Raw genomic sequence first — 21,369 nt, forward strand, 5'->3', positions numbered from 1 at the left:
GTTGGTGCCCCGGCGTTTTCAACCGAAGCATGATTTCACCAAAAGACAAAAATTCAGCCATGGGGAGGAGCTTTCATTCAGCGAGTGGCCTGCGCGATTGCCAAAGCCTCGCTCGCAAGGGTTGTGATTTGGGAGTAGTCGCCGATGGCAACCGCCTCCTTGGGTGTGAGCCAGCTGCCGCCACAGGCGAGCACACTTGGCAATTCGAGGAATTCGGAAAGGTTTGCCGCTGAAACGCCGCCGGTGGGCATAAACCGCATTTCGCGGAATACCGAGCTAAGCGCTTTGATCATGGGCACACCGCCTGCAAGCGATGCCGGGAAGAATTTCACGTCGCGAAGGCCAAGAGCATAGGCCCGCTGCACTTCGCCCGCTGTCATTGTGCCGGGGAAGAAGGGGATGTTTTCGGCCAGACAATATTCGGCGATTTCATCCACCAGACCCGGCGACACGATAAACTCAGCGCCGCTCGCCCGGACCGATTTCGCCTGATCCAGCGTTAGCACTGTGCCAGCGCCCACGATCAACCCTTCGGTCTGGGCAAGGATCGCTTCCATGCCCTTTTGCGCGTCCGAACTGCGCATAACCACTTCGATCACGGTCAAACCGCCCGCGCCCAATGCGCGTGCGGTTTTAACGGCCCGGTCCGCATCATTCTCGCCAATAAGCGGAACAACCGGAGCCGATGCAAGACGCTCTGAAAGCGAGATGCTCATGGGTATAGCCTTCTTCCAACTTCGCTTACGAAAAGGCGAGACCGCCGTTGATATCGACATTTGCACCCGTGATGAAGGACGCTTCGTCAGAGGCGAGATATGCCACAAGATCAGCGGTTTCCTCAGGCCTGCCCTGGCGGCGCAAAGGCGTTGAGTTAGCGACGTTTTCGCGCGCTGCATCAGGTGTAAACTTGTCATGGAACGAGGTCGCGATCATGCCGGGACAAAGCGCGTTTACCCGGATACCCTTGGGGCCAAGCTCTTTTGCAAGACCGCGCGTCATGGTCGAAACTGCGCCTTTTGATGTGGCATAAGCAATCGCGCCCCCGCCGCCGCCATCGCGGCCAGCAAGCGAGGCAAGGTTCACAATCGCAGCCCCCTCTGCCATGAACGGCACAGCAGCCTTACAGGCAAGGAACGTAGATGTGACATTGAGCTGCATCACGAAGTTGAAGAACTCTTCATCCATCTCGCCAAGCGTTTTGCGAGCGACAAGGCCGCCCGCATTATTGACAAGCACGTGGATCTCGTCGCCAAACGCTTCCCGTGTGGCTGCGATAAGAGCGTCGACATCGGCGGGTTTGGTCACATCCGCCTTTACCGCGACCGCTTTGCCACCGGCCGCTTCAACGGCTGCAACGGTGGCATCGGCATCGGCCTGATTGCTGTTGTAGTTGACGACAACGCTTGCCCCTTCGGAGCCCAGCTTGACGCAAACTGCGCGGCCAATGTCTCGGCTACCGCCGGTGACCACGGCCACTTTGCCTGCAAATTTCATTTTCGTTTCCCCTTATTAGGAATGTTATTGGCCAATGGCCGATTTCGGTTTTAAAGGTTTGATGTCCGGGCACAGGATCAGGATTGACAGGACTGTCATGATCGCGAGCCCTGCACCGACCAGGAAGGCCGGCACGTAGCTGTTCACGGTGATAATCGGGATCAGGAAGTTCAGCAGAACCACCGCCAACTTGGCAGCTGTTCCGGCGAACCCTGCAAGCGAACCGACCGATTGACCGCTGTAAAAATCGCTTGGCAGGGTCTGAATGTTGCCAATCGCCGTTTGGAAACCAAACAGGATGACCCCCATGATAAGCACGGCGACCAGAGGCGTTGATGCCTGCGTTGTCGCAAGCAGCGAGATCAGCATGATTGCGCCGCCAAGCGTGATAACCGACTTACGCGTCCGGTTGACTGTCCAGCCAGCCTTCAAACGGTTGCCCGCAAGCAATCCGCCGAACCAGGCACCAAACATAGCGCCCACGTAAGGGATCCATGCGTAAACCGCGATTTCCTCTACGCCAAAGCCGTAAGTGTTCAGCAAATAAATCGGCAACCAACCGACAAACAGCCACCAGATCGGGTCGATAAAGAAGCTTGCAGCGATAACGCCCCAGCTTTCCTTGCGCGAGAGGATTTCCTTTGAAGTCGGCGCATATTCGGCAACTTCATTGGTTTCGGCATTGCGTTGACCTGTCAGGATAAACTCGCGCTCTTCAGCGCTGATCCAGGGGTGCGCATCCGGGCCGCTTTTGTAGACGATCAACCAAGGGATCAGCCACAAGAAGCCAAGCGCCCCAACAGCGACGAAAGTCGCCTGCCAGCTGCCAAGAAAGACGAAAAGCAGCCCGATAATGGGCGCAGAGACGATCCCGCCAACAGCTGCGCCTGAATTGAAGATGCCTTGTGCAAGAGCACGCTCGTTAATCGGGAACCATTCGGCATTGGCTTTGGTTGCGCCGGGCCAGTTGCCCGCTTCCGACACGCCCAGAACCGCGCGGAAAATCGCAAAGCTCAAAAGGCCCTGAGCCGCCGCATGCAGCATGGTCGCCGCCGACCAGACAACGATGGAAAGGACAAAGCCGAGCCGCGTACCAATCCAGTCGAAAATCTTGCCAAAAATGCTCTGACCAAAAGCATAGGCCAAGGTGAACACATTGAGGATGATCGCATAATCAAATTCGCTGAGTTCAAGGTCTTTGGAAATTTCAGGCCAAAGGAAACCAAGCGCGCCGCGATCAATGTAATTGATGACGGTCGCCACTGCGACCAGCAGGACGATCCAATAGCGAAGCTTATTGCGAAACATGGATCACGCCCCCTCGCCAAGAAAGTCTTCGAGTAGCGGGTTGAAGCTGTCGCTCAGAACGCCGGACTCAAGGCGCACGGCCCCGTGGTCCAAATGCGGTGCGATGCAGAAGCTGTCTCCGGCCCCAAGATCCTCTTTTGGCGTTTCCTTCGCGACCACGAAGGACGAGCTTTGCTCCTTTAATATCGTTGCCAATTTCAGCTATCCTCTCCAGAAAGTGCGACCACGCTCGCAAATCCAGTCCAGGCGATTGTCTCGCCGTTCAATGTCACGCTGTGCGCGCCTTCTGGATCGGGATTGTGCGAAACTGCGATCGCGTAGCGCTGCCCTGATTTCAGGGTCAGTCGCACTATATCAAAACCACCAATAGACACGTGGTCGAGATCAGAAACGAGGCTGCGGCTGTCGAGCGTTTGCTCTGCTGCGCCGTCGTAACTTCCATGCGCCTCTAACAGGCTTGCAAAGCTTGCCTCGCCGTTGCGCTGAGCGCGCAAGATGATGAGCGGTTCGCGGCGCAGATTGAACTCAGGGTCGTTTGCCCCGCTCTCGCCCAAAATGGCGCGAAGCGGCCCGTTTCCGGCAAAGCGATAGGTGTAGAACCGCCCGTCCAAAATCCATGTCAGCGCGCCTTTGCCCGCCTCTAAATCAGCTTCGGCATCGACCCATATGTGCTGGTAGCCATTGTCATTCCCAAGCACTGGGCGAACATCGACATTCACGCTTGCATCAAAGTCATATTCCATGATGTGACCGGAATAATGCAGCGGCAGATCGTACAGGTGCGATGCCTCGCTTTGCGCATTCACAAGGTCGATCACCAAGGGCGCTTCGAGCCCGGGGATCATGGGCATCAACATGGTGCGTTTGATGCTGACGCCGGGATAAGCGCTATCGATTACCCCGCTGGAGACTTGCAGCGAGGGTGCGTCGGAGAAATAGAGTTGTTCTGGCCATTTGGTGTCTGCAAACTGTGCATCACCATCAAAATGGCTTGTCTCATCCACGACCAGCGCGTTGTGAGCGACCGTGCTTTTTGCCCAAGTGGTGTTTTCGGGCAGATACCGTCCGCCGCGCTTTGCCTCGATATTGAGGAAGCGCGCCGCGCCATAATCGCGCACAATCTCATTGCCATTGTCGTAAAGCTGCCATGCAAGCTTGTCGAAATGGCCGTGGCCCATCCCTTGCGAGCTGTTCTTTGCGATGAGAACGGTGTGGCTGGGTCCTTCACCTTGGCGAAGAATGGCAACAGCGCCCCGCGTGCCTTCCGGCCCATCGCTGAGTAGCATTGAACGAAAATCAAACGGTTGCGCCTTGCCCGCAGCAAGATCACGCGACAGCGCAAGGCCATTCTCGGTTAGCACTGTGCGGCCCTGGAAATCGGCAATGGATAGCAGCGCCGGGTCGCCCGTCTGGCCATAGGCAATCGCCACGCCTTCATACAATTCCGCCGTGCGCAGGCTCTTGTCCCTGATCGCGTCATTGAACGGGAAGAAATATCCCTGATAGCTCAGTTGAACCGTGGTGCGCAGCGCCTTCAGCAAGATCCCATCGCGGTGTTCGAAAACCTTGCGCTCTGGCTGATTGCGTTCAATCGCATCGGCAAAAACCATGAAAGGAAGCAGCGCAAACCGCTGATAATATGGCCCTTCGGTGTAATAACCGTCTGGCGAGAACAACAGATCAGCCTGCCGCAAAAAGCCAGTCTTGCCGCTTTTATCAGAACCCATCAGCGCACGCTCAACCATGTCAGCATCGCCGAGCAGATAGCCGGTCATCCCGACCCCGGCCGTTGCCCAGGTCGCGTGGTTGTGAATGCGATCAAAGGTGATGACCTGATCCTGCGACAGAAAGTTTGCCGCGCGGCGAAACACATCGTCGTCGATCCGCTTACGGTCCGCTGCGCTCAACGTGTCGCGAATGTCGCGGTATCCTTGAACCGCGTGGACCAGCCACATCGCATCGTTCAACACCTGCCAGAAAAGACGGCCCGAATACTGGTTGGCTTTCGCAGGATGCTCACCCAGCGTTGGATAAAGCGCAGCGTATTGAAGGAGCATTTCGCGCAGAAAATCGCGGTATTTTGCCTCACCAGTGATGCGATACAGCTGTCCGCCTTGATGCAGCGCGCGAAAATTGCGCTTGTGCTGTTCGTGGGTGTAGCCCCCGCCCGGATCTTTCGGCTGAGGCACAACAACACCTTCAGCCATCATCGCATCGACAAAGGCGCGCGAGCGCTCCAATTCAGCGGCATATAGCGGCGGAAGAGAAGAGGCCGCCTCACGCCCCTCAGTTGAGGCGACCTCTTGGGATACAGCAGCACACACAGCCTGCGGCATAGCCGAAACCGCGAGAGCCGCTGTGAGAAGAACAAAGGACCTCATTGCGCAGGCGCATCCTCAAAGATATTGCCTGTCCGATCGGAGCGGTGCTCGCCCTCAAAGACCAGCTCATCAAGAACCATCTCAGGCGTATCGGCAAAGGCATTGTTCAAGAATTGGGTCTTGGGCGTGCCGACGGTGTGGACCACGCGAAGCGGCGCTGAACTGCGGACCGCGTTTTGTTTGATCGCAGCGATTTGCACACCGTGGAGATTGACAGAGGCACCCGACGAATTGGTAGGCGCAAGACCGACATCCAAAATCGCATTGTTGGCAATCGTCACATCGGGACCAAAGGTGCTTTCATCGCGGCCACCGCGATAAATATCGGCAATTGGGCCGCCAATGCGAGCAAAGGCGTTCTCGCTCATGTCGAGATATTCGACATTGTATTGGCCGTAGTCTTCTGTCTCGGCCTTGGCGGATACGATAGTCCCGGTGATGTCGGCAAATGCGCTGTTTCGGATGACAACACGCTCCGCCAGCGTGCTTTTCCCAAGGGTCAGAACATTGAAGCTTTTGTTGACGACAAGGCCACGCACTTCGACACCGTGCATCTCGACCGAGAAATTCGATTTGATCGGAAAAGTGGTGGTGCGGATAACCGAATTGCCGACCGAATCCGGCGCCAACGCCCCGTCGATGACGACGTTTTCCAGCTTGAGATTGCCGCCTTCGCGAAGCTCGAACAAGGATGGGCGACCAAAGGTGATGACAGGCCTTTCATCCGCCTCGCTTGGCGCGGCCTGAATTGTGAGCGCAACCTCCACCGGGATCGTGCGCTCAACCGTGTATTCGCCTGGCGAAAGCTGCAACACATCGCCGCTTTCAGCCGACAGGATCGCATCAACCAGAGTGTCATTGCCCGGCTCAACCGCGATCACTTTGCCCGAAAAGTCAAAAACCGGGCCATCCTTGGGCTTGGGGTAATAGGGCGCACCAACCTGATCGAGAGTTACCGGCGCAAGATCATGTGAGACACCGATTTGGGCAAGAGCGGGATCGACCGGGTAAAGCAGACCATTTTCAGCGCGCTCCATTGCAAAGGCACGCTGCTCAAAACTGGAAAGCTGTCCAGCAACACCACCTGCGCCCACAACATTGTTTGAAAAGGCGATTTTGGAGATATCGCCATAAACCTCAAGGAAGGAATCCCCTTCAAGTCCCGCCATCAAATTGTTCGCAAATGTCGTATTGCTTGGCGCTGCTGAACGCTCTTCATCGGCGCCAACATTGAAGGCAAGCCTGCGACTATCGACTATAGTATTGCCTTCGATAACCGCGCCTTCGACCTCGACATAGCGGTTGACCGGTGAATTGGGCACGCCATTCATAATCGCAAGCGCGCTGGAAAAGGCTTCGCCGCGAAGCCCCTCCATATAATTGCCGCGTACCGTCTGGCCGCGATTGATCACCCGGATGCCGCCTGTGTGGTCCGCACCTCCACCCAAAAAGACATTGCCCTCAACGACATTGTTGTCGCCATGACGCAGCGTCAGCGTGCCGCGTGACCGCAAGAAAACGTTGCCTCGAAAGACATTGCCACCCGACTTGGAAGAGATGATCTCCACCTCGCCGCTGGTCCGGTCGAAGATATTGTTTGCCACCACTGTGTTCGAATTGAACATCGAATAATGGCTGGTGCCGATCCGAAGGGTCTCCCCGCCGTTTGAGCCAAGCACGGGGCGCGGCCCGAAATAATTGAATTCAATGCGGTGATCGTTCTCGCGGCTGCTTTCGCTATCAAGCCGGACCGCCAGCGTCACACCCTTGTTGGTCTTGCCAATCAAACTGTTGTGATCGAACCGATTGTTCTGGCCGTAAATGCCAACCCAATAATCGCTTTCATACCGGTCAGGTTTGCTAAAGCCGTCGATCACGACCTCACTCACCCGGGAATGGCGCGCCAGATCCTGCTTGTTGCGGCGGAATGAAATGACCTCGCCGCGCGGACTATATCCATCGCGGAAGACGAGGCCGGAGACGTGGATGTATTCACCGCCGATGCGCAGGCTCGATTGCCCGGTCAAAACGACTTTGCCTGCGTCTTGCGATGTCACGATGATCGGATCAGCAGCAGTGCCCTGTCCGGTTATCACGAGGTCAAAATCGCGCCACTCACCGTTGGCAAGCACGATTTCATCACCAGCTTCGACAGCCTTTGCAGCGTCAGAGAATTGGTCTTGGTTGTGAACGAGGATGCGCTCAGCAGCAGCCGGGCTGTGAGCCAGCCAAAGCACAGCGGTCACAAGGCTAAGCCTTGCAAGCATACCAACAATCCCCTCGTCCAAACTCTTATCGCACGACTATAGGCTCGCGCCTTCGTGTGTCAATCAATCTGGCATATTATTTTAGGGCTTTTGTCGCACCAATTTGGTTAGCCAATTTTCGAGGCAGCTGCAAAGCGCTCGCGGCTCTTGGAGGCCTTTTCCTGAAGCTCCTGCATCGCCATGCGCTCGGTTGCATCAAGCATCGCCTCGATCAGGCGATGGAAGTGTTCGCGCATGGCAGCTCGGGCCGCAGATGGATCACGATCACGCAGCGCAAAGAAAATCGCCTCATGCTCCTCCGTCCGCGTTTCTGCATCGTGCACACAGACCGCTTCGTACGTGGCCTTCACCTCAGGGATTTCTTCGCGCATTCGCCATAGTTCCCCGACGGTGTGAACCAGTGCCGCATTGTTTGACGCAGCAGCAATGGTGCGGTGAAACTCTTCGTCCGCAGCATTCGCGGCTTCCTCATCGCCTGTGCGCATCTGCTCAATCAGACTGGAGAGGTGCTGAACCACGGCATCGGTCATATTGTGTGCCGCCAAAGCAGCGGTTTCAGACTCGACCAGAAGGCGCGCCTCCGTCACCTCAAACGCGCTCACCGATGGCAGCGCGGCGACGCTTTCGGGCGGCGCCTCACTCACATACACACCCGAGCCGGTTTTGATTTCCAGACGGCCAACAGCCTGAAGCGCGATTTCAGCCTCGCGAATGGTAACACGGCTTACACCGAGCCGCTCGGCCAGTTCTCGTTCACCTGGCAAACGGGTTCCTGGCGGGAATGCCCCTGCATCAATAAGTTCAGAGATTTGCTCAGCCACAGACTGGAAAAGGCGCTTACTGGTCATTCTAACTTCCAATACTCTCTAAGCTCTGGTCTCCGTACCTTGGCACTTCATAGATAAGACAGCCCTATCGGTCAAAAGGACCGGGCCACCGTGCGGGCTTTGCGCACGGCGGCTCTCGATCGTCAGAAACGCGCCCTTACACCAGCAAAGAAGCGAGGGCCGTAAACCAGGACCTGGCCCAAGTCGTCAGGGGCACCGCGGAAGTCGGTTCGCGGCTCGTTAAACAAGTTCAACCCTTCAAGGCTGAAGCGCACATTGTCATTCAACTTATAAGTGATGCGGGCCTCAAACACGGAAACATCATCGACATAGCGGATACGCCCCGGTGTCGCGATGAATTGCTGGAAGTAATTGCTACGATATTTGTAGATGCCTTGAAAATCGAACGGGCCAATTTCGTAATAGGCTTGCGCTGACAAGACATGCTTTGAAAAGCCGAACAGGTTTGATGGCGGGATGAGGCCGTTGACGGTGGTAGAAGTCCGGTCGTCAACTGGTGTTGAAATCGCCCCCAACACATCATCTTCAAATTCGAAGTCAGAATCGGCGTAGTTGTAGCTCAACTTGAAGCCCAGCCCATCCAATGGTGCCGGCAGATAGCTTAGGCGATGCGCAGCGGTGACCTCGATGCCGTAGATCGTGCTTGTTTCATCAGTTACATCGATTGACGTGACAAGCAGATCAGCTGCCGCCCCGCCAACCGTGAATGTTTCGAAAATCCCGGTGGTTTCAAAACCGCCGTCAAAGCTTTTATAATAGGCGTTGAATGCAAGAATGGTGTCATCATTAGGATACCATTCAAGGCCTACATCAACATTCCAGGACAGCAATGGATCGGTCGCAGGATTGCCTGTTGCAGACACGTTGTTCACACCACTGACAAGCGCCTCTTGCGGGGTTGCAAAATCGTCTTCGTCGTTGACGTTCAAAATCCGGCCATCCCCAAGGCTGGAGGGGTCTGGCCGCGACAACGAACGATAGAGCGCGAAACGACCAAGCAGATCGGGCTGCAATTCGGCAACAAGGTTCACGCTCGGCAAGAACTCGGTGTACGACGCCCTGCTGTTGACAACGCTCAGGTTATTGGGGTCTTCTACAAGCGCGAAACCTTCGTCGCCATTGCCGTCCTGATCAACCAACTCGATGGAAAGCGCAGTGCGGAAAGCGCGTGAACGCACCGATGTGTTTACCACCCGCAAGCCAACATTGCCGCGGATCGGCATTTCACCAAGCAAGCTGTCAAAATCGGCCTGAACATAACCGGCCCATGTGCGCTCGGTCACGTCGGTGTTCTGGATCGAATCAAAGTCACCCGTGGGATAAATCGGCACACCGTCTGAATCGAAGGCCAGCCCTTGCGGATCTTCACGCTCCAACACCTGTGCAACACACAAGGCATCAAACGAGGCAAACGAGTTCGCCGTGCCGATCGTCGCCCCTGTCGCATCGATATTTGTTACAAGCGGGTTGCCGCCTGAAATCGAGGACAGAAAACCACTTTCCGCAAAGTCAAAGCGGCATTCCTGGTTGGCAACGGCTAAGGCTGCGCTGCTGTAGTTTTCCTCAAACCGGCTTGTTCCATTGGAGGCGCCAGGAACATCGCGATAGACCAATTCTTGATAGCGCGTGCCTGCCTGGAACAGATTGAAGAACCCATCCATTTCATAGGCGGCATCTCCGCGCAGAGCCCAAACCCGGTTAAAACGGTCCTGCTCAAGATCGGCCCGCAAACGCGCAGCATCGCTAAACAGGTCGGGGTTGGTGACATCGAAGTCGCGAACGATGAAATTCAAGCCTTGCGAGCCGTTCTGGAAAATTTGGATCACCGATTCAGGACGATCAGGGCGCGACGAACCATCGTTTTCCTGGCCGCCTGTAAACGCGCCATCATTGCCAAAGATGTCTTCTTCATTATTGCTGCGGAAACGAATTTGCACAGCCTCTTCAATACGCTGCGTCTGCGAATATGATGCATCAAGAGAAACGGTCAGCCGGTCCATCGGACGAAAATCAACCGAAAGGCCGCCGCCATAGTACTTTTCATCGCGCTCAATATACTCGCTCACCGCCTCAATACGCTGCTCGCTGGTAAATTGACGTAGAGCGCCCGACTCTGTGAAGATAAGATCAAATCCCTCGATCCGGTTCGGCGCACCCTGCGCGTCAATCCGGCGCCCTTCGGCAAAGTTCAGGTCCGAACGCCGCTCTTTTGTGGCACGGCTCGAATATTGGAAGTCGGCGTTGATATCGACATCCGGATTTGGCTGATATTGAACCGCACCAAAGAACGCATTGCGCACATCTGCCGTACTGTTTTGACGAAACGCATAGCTGTTGCGAGCAATGACGAAGGGCAGATCAATGCTCCCATCGCGCAGGCCATTGATCGTACTGGCGTTGGTGTCGCAGTTGCCGTCATCGTTCAGACCATCGGAGCTGTTGCCGATAGGCAATGATGGATCAACCACACAGGCACGGATCGTGTTGGAGACGTTCGCCTCCTGCTCTGGATTGTTGGAATCGCGGCGCTCAAAGCCAAGCGAGATACCAAACTCACCATCGCCGACATCGAATTGGTCAATGTAACTCAACGAGCCGCGATAACCGAGGTCATTGAGGCGCTGGTCTGATGCGATGTCAAAGTTGTCGGGGTTGTATTCGGCCTTAAGTTCGCCTTGAACCCGGCGTTTCCCATAATCGACAGGACGCGTTGTCTCGAGCACGATCTGACCTGCGACACCGCCCTCGATGTAGCTAGCGGCCTGGGTTTTATAGATCCCGATCTTGGTGAAAAGCTCAGAAGGAAATTGACTGAAGTTGACAGAGCGATCGCCGCTTCCGTTAGTGGCAATCCGGCCATTGATCACAGTCGAGCTTAGGAACGGGCCAAGGCCACGGATCGAAATCTCGGTCGCACCACCATTTTCACGGTGAGACCCCGCACCCGTCAAGGTTTCCAACGCTTCGCCAATGGACAATGCTGGCAGGTCACCGATCTCATCGGCCGTCAATGCATCAAACACTTCGGTTGAGTTGCGCTTTTCATCGATAGAATTTTGGATGACCGCCCGGAAACCCTCGACAACGATGCCCTCACCTTCACCGTCGGTTACATCAACTTGCTCATCCTGAGCAATCGCGGGCGTCGCTAACAGCGAGGCTCCTGCAAGCAATCCAGCTGACAAAGAAATGCGCGATGACGCGCGGCGACCAATTACGCAAGCTCCCATGTGCCCCTCCCTAAAGGCTTATTTCCACCTATTGGGATACCCCCAAAGCACTTTGTGTCAACCTTTGACGCATACCAAAAATTACCATTTGACCTAACCAATTTAATCTCGACAGGGTCGCATGAAGATTGACGCAAGCCCACGGTATAGATCTATCTATCTGTTATAAGGCGCTTTTTAAAGCCACTGCTTCATCTGCATGAGTGTTGCGCGGATGGAAGGCCATACGCCAGTGAGTGGTACATTTTTGATACAAAGGGATGAATATCGCGCCGCTCTGAAAGGCATTCCGCGAAAGCCGACCGCCCGAAAACCCCAGCATTCCGGGCTTTTTGAAGCAAGTATCTAAATTGGCATTACAGGCTATTGATTATAGGTATGTCAATTTGGTTGACTCTGATTTTCGAATCCCTAGCCTATTGTGTGATCAGCCAAAATAACTTGGCGGTGGGAGAGAGAAATGAGACATGAAGAAGGGGGCGCAAGCCTTCTCGCTGGACGATCACGCCTTATGAGCGGCCTTCTCGTCGGTTCAGCCCTTGCATTGATACCATCAACCGCAATCGCACAGGACACAGGCGCTGAAGATGCGGTCTCCGAAGGCGAAGGCAACGCGATCGTCGTCACTGGCATTCGCAGTTCGCTCCAGAGCGCATTGAACGAAAAGCGCAACGCAGACAGCCTCATCGAAGTCATTCAAGCAGAAGACATCGGTAAGCTCCCCGACCAAAACCTCGCAGAAGTTCTTGAGAACGTAACCGGCGTTCAGATTACCCGTACAGCGGGCGTGGGCACAGGCGTTCAAATTCGCGGTACATCGGCCAACCGTGTGGAAATCAACGGTGTTGGCACACTGGGTTCCGGGTCGGGCCGTGGCGGGATCAACTTTGAAGATGTGAACGCAGCTATCATCGGTTCGGTCGAGGTCATCAAGGCGCCAACCGCCGATACGATCGAAGGATCTGTTGGGGGTACCATCAATCTTCGCACAATCCGTCCGCTCGACATCAACGACCGCATTCTGACCGTCCGCGCACAAGGCGAATACAGTGAGTTGTCGGAAACGGTGACACCGCGCATCGCTGCAAGCTTTGGCAATCGCTGGGATGTTGGCGACGGCGAATTTGGCGTCGTTCTGGCTGGAAGTTATACTAAGCAAGAAGCCACTTCGTTGCGGCCACGTGTCGACCGCGATGGCGGCCTAGTTGAAAACGTGAATGCCGATGTCATTCGTGGAGGCAACCTGCAAGATCCTGCAGATCGTCCATCTGCACAAGATTTCGATTTCGTCGGGGTCCAGTTTCTTAACCAGGAACGTGAGAACTTCGAATTCACAACCATCAATATCGCTGGCTCACTTGAATATGCGCCAAATAGTGATCTCAAATTCTTCATCGACGGGTTTTACAACGATCAGGAGCGCCGTCAGGACAGTTCGCGCGTACAGGGTTCTGGCGTAAGCAACCTGCTTGATTTCGCTGTGCCGGCGACGTTTGACACTGTCAATTTTGGCGCTTTGGACGGGGTTCAGCTAGGAAGCATTCAGGTCGCAACGTCGGGCGTTATTCCGGTTAACCTTGCCGCCGATCCTGATGATCCAAACCTGCGTTTTTCAAGCGACACCGGCGCGCGTGTCACGGAAAACTCGCTTTTCCGGGCTGGGTTTGAATGGCAAGCCGACAAATTGTCAGTTCGCGCCGAAGTCTCGACGACAAGCTCTGATACGGTCAATCCGAATTTCAGCACGACTGTAAACTTCATCAATCCCAACGCACCGCTCAATGCGCTTGATGCCAATGGCAATCCAACAAGCAGCACGCTTAATGAGAACGCCGTGCCGTTTATCTACGATCTGCGCGGCAATTCGTTGACGTTCGGGATCGATTTTGCATCACCTTTCGCGCCAACGGTTGCGGATTTGCTCAATCCAAACAACGTCGCGTTTGAAGCGCTTCAGATCGGCCGTGACACGACCGAAAACTCCGAAGATGCCTTCCGTCTCGACCTTTCGTACGACACGAGCGATTTCGTCAGCTTCATCACCTCGGTCGATACAGGCTATCGTTACAGCAAAACGTCGAGCGCATTCCAGGATGTGAACTTCAGCCGTAGCTTTGGTCGTCTTCTGGACGTGCCGACAGGCGAATTCTTTGCAGATTTGCTTGTTCCTGGACCGGACAATTTCGACAGCTTTGACGGCCGCGAACTGGCAGTGAACAATTTCCTTGTGATTGATCCGGACCGCGCGTTCAGCGACCCGGATGGAACCTTGGCGATCCTTCAGCAGGCGTTCGTCGATTCAGGGGCGAACGGTTCCATCGGTGATGCGGTTGCAAGCGATCAAGGCTTCTTCGACATCGATGAAAAAACGCATGCCTTTTATGCGCAGGCCAATTTCGAATTCGGAGCAATACGCGGCAACGTTGGCTTCCGTTACATCGACACGTCGATTGACTCGCTGGGTAACAATGTCGATTCGGTAACCGGCGCAGTCACCCAAGTCGTTACCTCGGGCAGTTACAGCCAGTTCCTGCCCCGGATAAACCTCATCGCAGACGTGACCGATGATCTGGTCTTCCGCGCAAGCTTTGGTGAAGACGTCAACCGGCCCAGCTTCACCGATCTTTCAACCTCGGTTACCTTTGGTACGAGCGAGAACGCAGCGGTCAGGTTTGGTAACCCGGGTCTTGCCCCTGAAACCGTCCAATCCTTCGATGCCTCGATCGACTGGTATTTTGCGCCAGCAGCGGTGCTCAGCATTGGTGTGTTCCACAAGGATCGTTCAAACCTGTTCGTAGAGCAGCTTGAAGACGTGGCCCTCGATGCCAACGGTTTTGCGGACATCACCGACCCGTGTGAAGGTGGCGGTATCTTTAACCCGATTGCACAGCGCAACACGCTGTCCGATCAGGTTGGCCAAGGCATCTGTGTGCCAATCATTACCCAGGTGAATGACACCGACAACACGACCCAGACCGGAATCGAAGTTGCATTCCAATACGATCTGGCCCGGTTCGAGGACACTCTTGGTTTTGCCTCTGGCTTCGGCATTCTGGCAAACTACACCTACCAAGATTTCGGTGGCGGCGATGCAGTCAACACTTCTGCATCACGCGGGACCGACATCTTCAATGCGATCAACGGCATCTACGATGACGCAAACTTCGTTCCTGTCACCGCAGCTCAAGGTTTGTTGGACTTCTCCAAGAACGCCTACAACGTCACGTTGTTCTACGAGAAATACGGCATTTCGGCTCGCGCACGCTATACGTGGCGTGACGCATTCCGGACGCTTGATACAGCGGCAGGTGCCTCGCTTAACTCAACTCTGGGCTTCCCGGTTGTAACCGCAGCGCGCGGCCAGCTTAACGGCAGCATCACCTATGATCTGACAGAGAACATTGTTCTGGGCGTCGAAGGGGTGAACCTTACCAAATCGAACATCCAGCAGTTTTGTGTGAACGATGATGCGCTGCTGTGCTTTGAAGGGCTGCCGGATCGCCGGCTTACCTTCGGCGCCACCGTACGCTTCTAACTCCTCCTTCAAGGAGGCGATTTTTGAAAACCGAACAGGGCGCTTCGTTTGTGCGGGGCGCCCTTTTCATATCTAGCATTGAACCTCGCGATTGTTCAGCCTGTGTTGGTATGAAATCCCTTATGAACAAGGCACTTGGATCAAGGAGTGACTAAAGTGAATATCTCTAAACAGCTTCGAACAAGCAGTCTGGCCGTCACCGCAAGCATCCTTGCATTGGCGATCCCAGCCGCGTCGTTGACTGCAGATGATAATTCCGCTGCGCCCGGTAGTGTATTTGACCTGAGCTATTGGAAGATCACTCTTCCAACGGACGATGATGGCGACAGTAAACCGGACGAAATTTCGGTGAAGGCGATACAGGATTACTTCCATTCTGATTTCTTCTACCTAAACGATGAAGGGCGCATGGTCTTTGCCGCGCCCAACAAGGCCCCAACCACGGCGAATTCCACCAATACCCGCAGCGAACTGCGCCAAATGTTGCGCGGGGCGAACACCCGGATCGGGACGCATGAGCCGGGCAACAACTTTGCTGTTGAGGCGCGCAAAAGCTCTGACAAATTCGGCGCGATTGGCGGCAAAATGGAAGCCACCTTGCGCGTCGACCATGTTTCAATGAACGCAGGCGACCCTTCCAAGCGCCCTGCCTACTCTGCCGTTGTCGGGCAAATCCACGCGCTCAAATACAAAAGCACGCGAAGCGGGTTTGGGTACGGCAATGAACCAATCAAAATCTACTACAAGAAGTTTCCAGACCATGAGACCGGCTCGGTCTTCTGGACCTATGAACGCAACCTTGAAAAAGACGATCCTGATCGCACCGACCTTGTTGTGCCGGTGTTTGGATATACGTGGGACAATCGGGAAGACCCGGGCGCAAATGGCATCGCTCTTGGCGAAGACTTTAGCTACACGATCAATGTCCATCGCAATACGATGTACCTGACCTTCCATAACGAGCGGCTTGGCACGGTTCAGCAAACGCGCAGCCTTGTGAGAGGGGCCGATGCGAAGGACAATCCCTATTCCTACGGCGGAGACTCGCTCTATTTCAAGGCCGGTATCTACAACCAGTGCAGCACGCGAACGGGTACATCGATGTGGTATGCTGGGTGTCCTGGAACGGGCAATTGGGAACAGGACAAGGCCGATGGCAATTATGCGCAGGCAAGTTTCTCAAAGCTGGTCATCGACCCCTCTACACCGCCCGAATAACCCTCAATACTACCCTAACAAAAGCGCCCCGATCTCGTGTGAGACCGGGGCGCTTTTGTGGTGGTTTGCCGGGAATTAGAACCCGATTGTGATCCGCGCAAAGCCTGCGTGCGTTTGCGATTTGTCCCCATAGAACCCATCGTACGCGATGCTGATCTCACTGTGCTGTGACAGCTCAAAGCCTGCTTCGATCTGGGCAAACACACCGTGCTGCGACTGAGGGGCGCCCGCCACCGTGAACGCATTGCCTGTGTCAAAGCGCGCCGTGGCACGCGGCTCTTGCTCGCGCAGACCATATTGATAGCCAGCATTGCCGCGCATTTGGAACGCGCCCTCGTCCGAATTTGCGAACCGCATGCCAAGGATTGCAGCGCCAGAGTTTTCGCCGCCATCATCAAAGCTCAGAGCAGCAGCGCCCCCTGCTTCTGTAAAGGCATCGGTGTTCGCTTCGCCAAAGTTGAAGCCAACATATGGTTCTGCCTGTCCGCCGCCAAGCTCGATCGGATACCCTGCTTCGAGGAAGCCGAAGGTTACCGAACCGTCGTAGTCTGAAGCAAGCGTGTCAGTGAAATTGGCAAAGGCGACACTGCGGTCAACTGATACATCGGTTGTGCCATAACCGCCGCCCGCCCGGATCCGGAGGCCCAGCGCGTCCACACCGATATAGGCGAGAACCGAGAGCGTTTGCGCTGTGCCAACGCCGCGCGTTGCCGCATCAAGCTCAAGATCGGTTTCCTGATAGCTTGCCGCGATACCAAGGCTCGCATTGTCGCCAAGGCCCACGTCAGCGCCAAGCAGCATGCCAAAGCCATCGCGATCAACGCCGCTGGCATTGCCGTCGCTGTCATTGCTTCCAGTAAAGCCCCAAGCCTGGCCCCAGATGTGGCCGCCGCTAAGATCGCTGGCAATGTGGCTTAGCACTGCGTTACGGACCAGGCGTTGGTCTTCGGTCAGAACACTGCGCACACTGGCGTGCACTTCGCCTGAGAGTTGATCGAACGCCGCAGCGGCTGATGCTGCATCAAGGTTGATCAAGCTGTCTGCAAGAGCGCCACCGCCCTGACTGTCAAGCGCTTCGCCAACCGCAATCTGGTTGGCTGTCACACCTGCTGCGGCAAAGTCGATGTCATTGCGGGTAAGTGTCAGAAGGACCGATGCGTCTTCGTAGCTGAGGGTCGGGGTAAGGAAAGCAAGGTTGCTTGTCACCCCGTCAAACTCGCCCGTGACACTGCCCCCAGTGGTCAGGATCGTATAGTCGGTCGAAATACTGTAATCCGTGCCGCCTGCAAGAACGTTGACCGTGCCGCCGGTGATGGTTGCGTCACCTGTGGCCGCGACCAGATCGCTCGACCCATCTGGCAGGACTTCAACCTCAAAGACGGAGCCCGCAGCAAAGCTGATATCGCCAGTAACATTGAGCGTCCCGATGCTGTTACCAGGGGTAAGCGTGCCGGTGACATCGATACCGCCCAATTGGCCATCACCGCCAAGACTTGCGCCCGCATTCACGGTGACTGCCGAAGCGATGCTGCCGTTGACGATAAGCAGACCGCCATCGACAACCGTATCACCGGTGTATGTGTGGTCACCGTCAAGGACGAGCGTGCCTTCATCAAGCTTGTTCAGCCCGCCTGCACCGCCAATCGGCGCCCCAATCGTGGCAGTCAGGCTCGGATCGACACGAACAGCTGTAAGAGCTTGCCCAATCGTCAAAGCCCCACTTCCCGCAGCAATAGTGTAGCCGTCGGTCACAAATTGCAGACCTGTGAACGCGATCACATCATCAACCGTGACCGTGCCGCCAGCCGCGCCGCCGAACACTGCAAAATTGTTGTTCCACGCCGCATTGAATGCGCCGTTGGCATCGGTGAAGTTGGTATCCGCAAGGGTCCAGCTTCCGCTGCCGCCATCAATCGTGCCATTGCCAGCCAGATCGCCGCCGTCCCAGAATTGAATAGCAGGGATCGCCCGGTCAATGATGAGGTTGACCTGTCCCGCCTCGGTGACCTGGATGGTGCCTTGTGCCGCGTCAAACCCTTCGGGCAGAACGTCCACCAACAGGCCATTGTCGGTCAGTGATCCGGTGTAGTTGATCAAGCGATAAACGCCGATCCCGAACCCGCCCGCATTGCTTGCATTCAAAAGGCCATCAAGCGTCAGGTCGCCGTTCACTTGGATAAGGTCGCTGCCCATCGCGCTATCAGGCGCGCCAAGGTCAAACGCCAGATTTGTATTGGCACCCAGCACAAGATCACCCGTGGTCAAAGTGCCCACGGTGCCATTTGTGCCCGGCGCAAGGGTTGCACCATCGCTAGCGGTCACACCAGCCGCAGTGCCTGAACCGGCAAGGGTTGCCCCTGCGCCCACCGAAGTATCGCTAACCAGCGAACCATCGAGTTGAAGAGTGCCACCTGAAACAGAAGTCGCGCCAGTGTAAGCGTTGTCGCCCGACAGAACGAGTGTGCCGCCTTCAACCTTCTCGAGCCCCCCATCACCAGTGACGGGTGCATCGATTTCAGCTGAGATACCGCTGCCTACGCGAACAACACTGACATCATCGACAAGCACGAGAGAGGCAGGTCCATTTTCGCCGCCTTCGCCTGCTTCGATCGAATACCCATCGACCAGGAATTGCAGCCCGATCGTTTCAACCGCATCCTGAAGCGTGACAACCCCTCCGGCCTCGCCGCCAAATACAGCAAACGAGCCATTCCAGAGGGAATTGACGGTGCCATCGGCATTAGTGAAGTTGTTTGTGACGTTGTCCCAAACGCCTGCGCCTCCATCAATTACGCCATCGCCTGCAACGTCGGCCCCGTCAAAGAACAGAACCAGATCGTCCGAAATGGTGTTGAGCGAAGTGACAACGAAATTGACTTGCCCGCCCACTGCGGTTTGCACCTCGCCCTGAGAGGCTTCAAAGCCCATCGGCAAAGAGCCCACATCAAGGCCATTGTCGGTCAGCGTTCCGGTGTAATTGATCAAGGTATAAACTCCCAGACCAAACCCGCCCACATCAGTCACATTAAGCGTACCATCAAGGGTCAGATCGCCCCCAACGGTGAGCAGATCGCTTTCAGAAGCGACGCCTGGTGTGCCAAGATCAAAGTTGAGGAATGACCCTTGCGAAAGGATCAATGAATCCAGGGACAATATATCAGCATCGCCCGCATTACCGGGGTTGATCGCCCCGCCACTGCCGACGATTGTATCGCCTGCACTGCCGTTTCCGCCCAAGACACCGCCATCGCCCACGGTGATTGACCCCACGCCGCCTGCGTTGACGAACAATGTGCCCGAATTGAGAGCAACCGAGCCGATACCGGTCGAAAGCGACGACAGGTTAAAGACACCGCCATCGACATTGACCTGTGCAAAATCAAACGCCTGAACAAAACTGGAATTTTCCGAAGAGCCGCTAAGGTTCAGGATATTGACTGCTGCCCCGTCCGCGCTGCCTTGGAGATCGCCTGTAACAGAAGCGCCAGCGATGACATTCAGAGTATTTGTGCCTGACCCTTCGAATTGGACGGCTTGGCTGGTGCCGGTGGTAGTGCTGGTTGCGCCCAAGGTGACGCTTGCATCCTGAGTGCCTGACATGCGGATACCATCGCCGTCCGCGCCAGCAATCGTGCCATTGTTGATGACCGTCCCGCCGGTTGCCGATTGGATACCATCATTGCCAAGGATTGAACCGGTCGCATTGTTGGTGATGATCGCGCCGATAGCGTCATCATTGACGAGGATACCATCTGCCCCGCCCTCGATTGTGCCAGAGTTTGTGATGACAGTATCGGTGGGCGCTGTGTCTTCGCTGATGTCAATTCCACCCAAAAGGCGAACTGTGATTGTATCACCGTCGAGGCGGATGCCTTCATCGTCACCAATGATCATGCCGCCTTCTTCGTTGACGACAGTCACACCGCTGCCACCGATCAAAATTCCAGCCTCGGACTGACCATTGATCGTACCCGCATTGGAGATGGTGACGCTGTGATCTGCGTGCGCGCCGTTGATCCGAATAGCGTTGCTTGCCCCGGTAATCATGCCGCCCGCTTCGTTCGTAATCGTCCCGCGCAATACGGCATCACTTTCGGAACGGATCGCTGCGTTTGACGAGTTATCGCGGGCAGCAGAGATTGTGCCGCTGTTGGTGACATCAACTTCGATGACGCAGTTGATCCGGTCATCCTCGCGGCAACCACGGTCTTCGCCGCCGCTTGAACCGGGGTCGCCGTTGAAATGCAATGCATCGGCGTCGCTGTCAGAGCCAGTGTTGGAAATGATCCCGGTGTTTACCAATCTGAACCGGGCAATCCCTTCTTCATCACCCACCGTACCCGACGATGGATCAGTACCCAGAAGCGAATCCACGCCAATCGTGGCCCCGCCAACGCTGGTGATGGTGCCATTATTCGTCAGTGAGTTAAGCTCACCATCGGCATCGCGGTCAAAATAGACAACCGCTTCGCTTGCCTCGCCGGTGCCTTCAATCAGGCCATCATTGGTAATAACGGCCGCATCGCCTTCGTAAAAGACGACCCCATCCACGCCCTGAAGCACGCCGGTCGAAGCGATGTTGATGATCACGTCATCTTCAGAGTTGTCGACAAAGATGACAACATCCTCGTCATCGCCGTCATTGTTTATGTGCGTGCCCGCAAGGGTGATGACCGTCCCATCGTTGGTGTTGTCCTCAAGCTCGATATTGTCACCGCTGTTGACGGTTTGCGTGACGCCCACGGCTGAAGTTACCGTTTGACCGCCTGGGTTATCAACCGGCGTGTCATCGACGATCACAATTTGCGCATGAGCAGGGGCGGCAAACATACTCGCCAGCGCAATGCTCGACATTGATGCCCCCACGAACAGACCTGCAAGAGAACGCTGCGGTGCCTTATCTTTGCTGGATTGCGCTACAAACTTGCCTGAACACTGGTCGCCAGCACGCGTTGCTTTGTCAGCCATCTCTCTTCCCCTCATGTCCGGCCCGCCTTTTGGCTGGGCCCGGTGTCCTCGGGCATAAATCTTTGCACGCACCGAACGCGCGCTGCCCCTTCGGAGTGTTATGAAGGTTGTTCAGACCAA

General features: G+C 55.6%; 11 protein-coding genes. 2 read left to right on the top strand and 9 right to left on the bottom strand.

Going from position 1 to position 21,369, the window contains the following annotated elements; translation table 11 throughout:
• Window positions 1-77: 77 nt before the first annotated feature.
• From EH31_RS12195 to EH31_RS12230, 8 genes are all read right to left on the bottom strand, one after another.
• On the bottom strand, window positions 78-716 hold the full coding sequence (locus EH31_RS12195) for a bifunctional 4-hydroxy-2-oxoglutarate aldolase/2-dehydro-3-deoxy-phosphogluconate aldolase (RefSeq protein ID WP_034960744.1): 639 nt from the start codon (window positions 714-716) through the stop codon (window positions 78-80).
• Between the two features lie 25 nt (window positions 717-741).
• Window positions 742-1,494 carry an SDR family NAD(P)-dependent oxidoreductase gene (locus EH31_RS12200; protein WP_034960745.1) on the bottom strand — a complete coding sequence of 251 codons (753 nt, stop codon included), beginning with the start codon at window positions 1,492-1,494 and terminating at the stop codon, window positions 742-744.
• 24 nt (window positions 1,495-1,518) lie between these two features.
• The gene (locus EH31_RS12205; protein WP_034960746.1) at window positions 1,519-2,802 is read right to left on the bottom strand and encodes an MFS transporter; all 1,284 of its coding nucleotides are present in this window, start codon (window positions 2,800-2,802) and stop codon (window positions 1,519-1,521) included.
• Between the two features lie 3 nt (window positions 2,803-2,805).
• A complete protein-coding gene (locus tag EH31_RS12210) occupies window positions 2,806-2,997 on the bottom strand; it encodes a cupin domain-containing protein (protein ID WP_034960748.1) in 192 nt (63 codons plus the stop codon).
• 2 nt (window positions 2,998-2,999) lie between these two features.
• Window positions 3,000-5,183 (bottom strand): alginate lyase family protein, encoded by a 2,184-nt coding sequence (locus EH31_RS12215; RefSeq protein WP_051699230.1) that lies wholly within the window; start codon window positions 5,181-5,183, stop codon window positions 3,000-3,002.
• A complete protein-coding gene (locus EH31_RS12220) occupies window positions 5,180-7,471 on the bottom strand; it encodes a polysaccharide lyase 6 family protein (protein WP_206742032.1) in 2,292 nt (763 codons plus the stop codon). Before EH31_RS12220 ends, EH31_RS12215 begins: the two co-directional genes overlap by 4 nt.
• Window positions 7,472-7,557: 86 nt before the next feature.
• Window positions 7,558-8,298 carry a FadR/GntR family transcriptional regulator gene (locus EH31_RS12225; RefSeq protein ID WP_034960749.1) on the bottom strand — a complete coding sequence of 247 codons (741 nt, stop codon included), beginning with the start codon at window positions 8,296-8,298 and terminating at the stop codon, window positions 7,558-7,560.
• A 122-nt stretch (window positions 8,299-8,420) separates the two neighbouring features.
• Window positions 8,421-11,528: a TonB-dependent receptor gene (locus EH31_RS12230; RefSeq protein ID WP_051699232.1), complete on the bottom strand. Its 3,108-nt coding sequence runs from the start codon at window positions 11,526-11,528 to the stop codon at window positions 8,421-8,423.
• 460 nt (window positions 11,529-11,988) lie between these two features.
• Between EH31_RS12230 and EH31_RS12235 the strand changes: the two genes are divergently transcribed.
• Together EH31_RS12235 and EH31_RS12240 are read left to right on the top strand one after the other, a co-directional pair.
• Window positions 11,989-15,063: a TonB-dependent receptor gene (locus tag EH31_RS12235; RefSeq protein WP_199797037.1), complete on the top strand. Its 3,075-nt coding sequence runs from the start codon at window positions 11,989-11,991 to the stop codon at window positions 15,061-15,063.
• Between the two features lie 156 nt (window positions 15,064-15,219).
• On the top strand, window positions 15,220-16,281 hold the full coding sequence (locus EH31_RS12240) for a polysaccharide lyase family 7 protein (protein WP_034960750.1): 1,062 nt from the start codon (window positions 15,220-15,222) through the stop codon (window positions 16,279-16,281).
• Window positions 16,282-16,356: 75 nt separating this feature from the next.
• Here EH31_RS12240 and EH31_RS12245 read toward each other — a convergent pair whose 3' ends face one another.
• Window positions 16,357-21,249 (bottom strand): autotransporter domain-containing protein, encoded by a 4,893-nt coding sequence (locus EH31_RS12245; protein WP_034960751.1) that lies wholly within the window; start codon window positions 21,247-21,249, stop codon window positions 16,357-16,359.
• Window positions 21,250-21,369 lie beyond the last annotated feature (120 nt).

Origin of the sequence: Erythrobacter longus (assembly GCF_000715015.1) — a bacterium.
Classification (GTDB): Bacteria; Pseudomonadota; Alphaproteobacteria; order Sphingomonadales; family Sphingomonadaceae; genus Erythrobacter; species Erythrobacter longus.

Bases quoted from the DNA above. Each gene is read 5' to 3' on its own strand.
- EH31_RS12195 (WP_034960744.1), bottom strand. From the start codon at position 716: ATGAGCATCTCGCTTTCAGAGCGTCTTGCATCGGCTCCGGTTGTTCCG.
- EH31_RS12200 (WP_034960745.1), bottom strand. From the start codon at position 1,494: ATGAAATTTGCAGGCAAAGTGGCCGTGGTCACCGGCGGTAGCCGAGAC.
- EH31_RS12205 (WP_034960746.1), bottom strand. From the start codon at position 2,802: ATGTTTCGCAATAAGCTTCGCTATTGGATCGTCCTGCTGGTCGCAGTG.
- EH31_RS12215 (WP_051699230.1), bottom strand. From the start codon at position 5,183: ATGAGGTCCTTTGTTCTTCTCACAGCGGCTCTCGCGGTTTCGGCTATG.
- EH31_RS12225 (WP_034960749.1), bottom strand. From the start codon at position 8,298: ATGACCAGTAAGCGCCTTTTCCAGTCTGTGGCTGAGCAAATCTCTGAA.
- EH31_RS12230 (WP_051699232.1), bottom strand. From the start codon at position 11,528: ATGGGAGCTTGCGTAATTGGTCGCCGCGCGTCATCGCGCATTTCTTTG.
- EH31_RS12235 (WP_199797037.1), top strand. From the start codon at position 11,989: ATGAGACATGAAGAAGGGGGCGCAAGCCTTCTCGCTGGACGATCACGC.
- EH31_RS12245 (WP_034960751.1), bottom strand. From the start codon at position 21,249: ATGGCTGACAAAGCAACGCGTGCTGGCGACCAGTGTTCAGGCAAGTTT.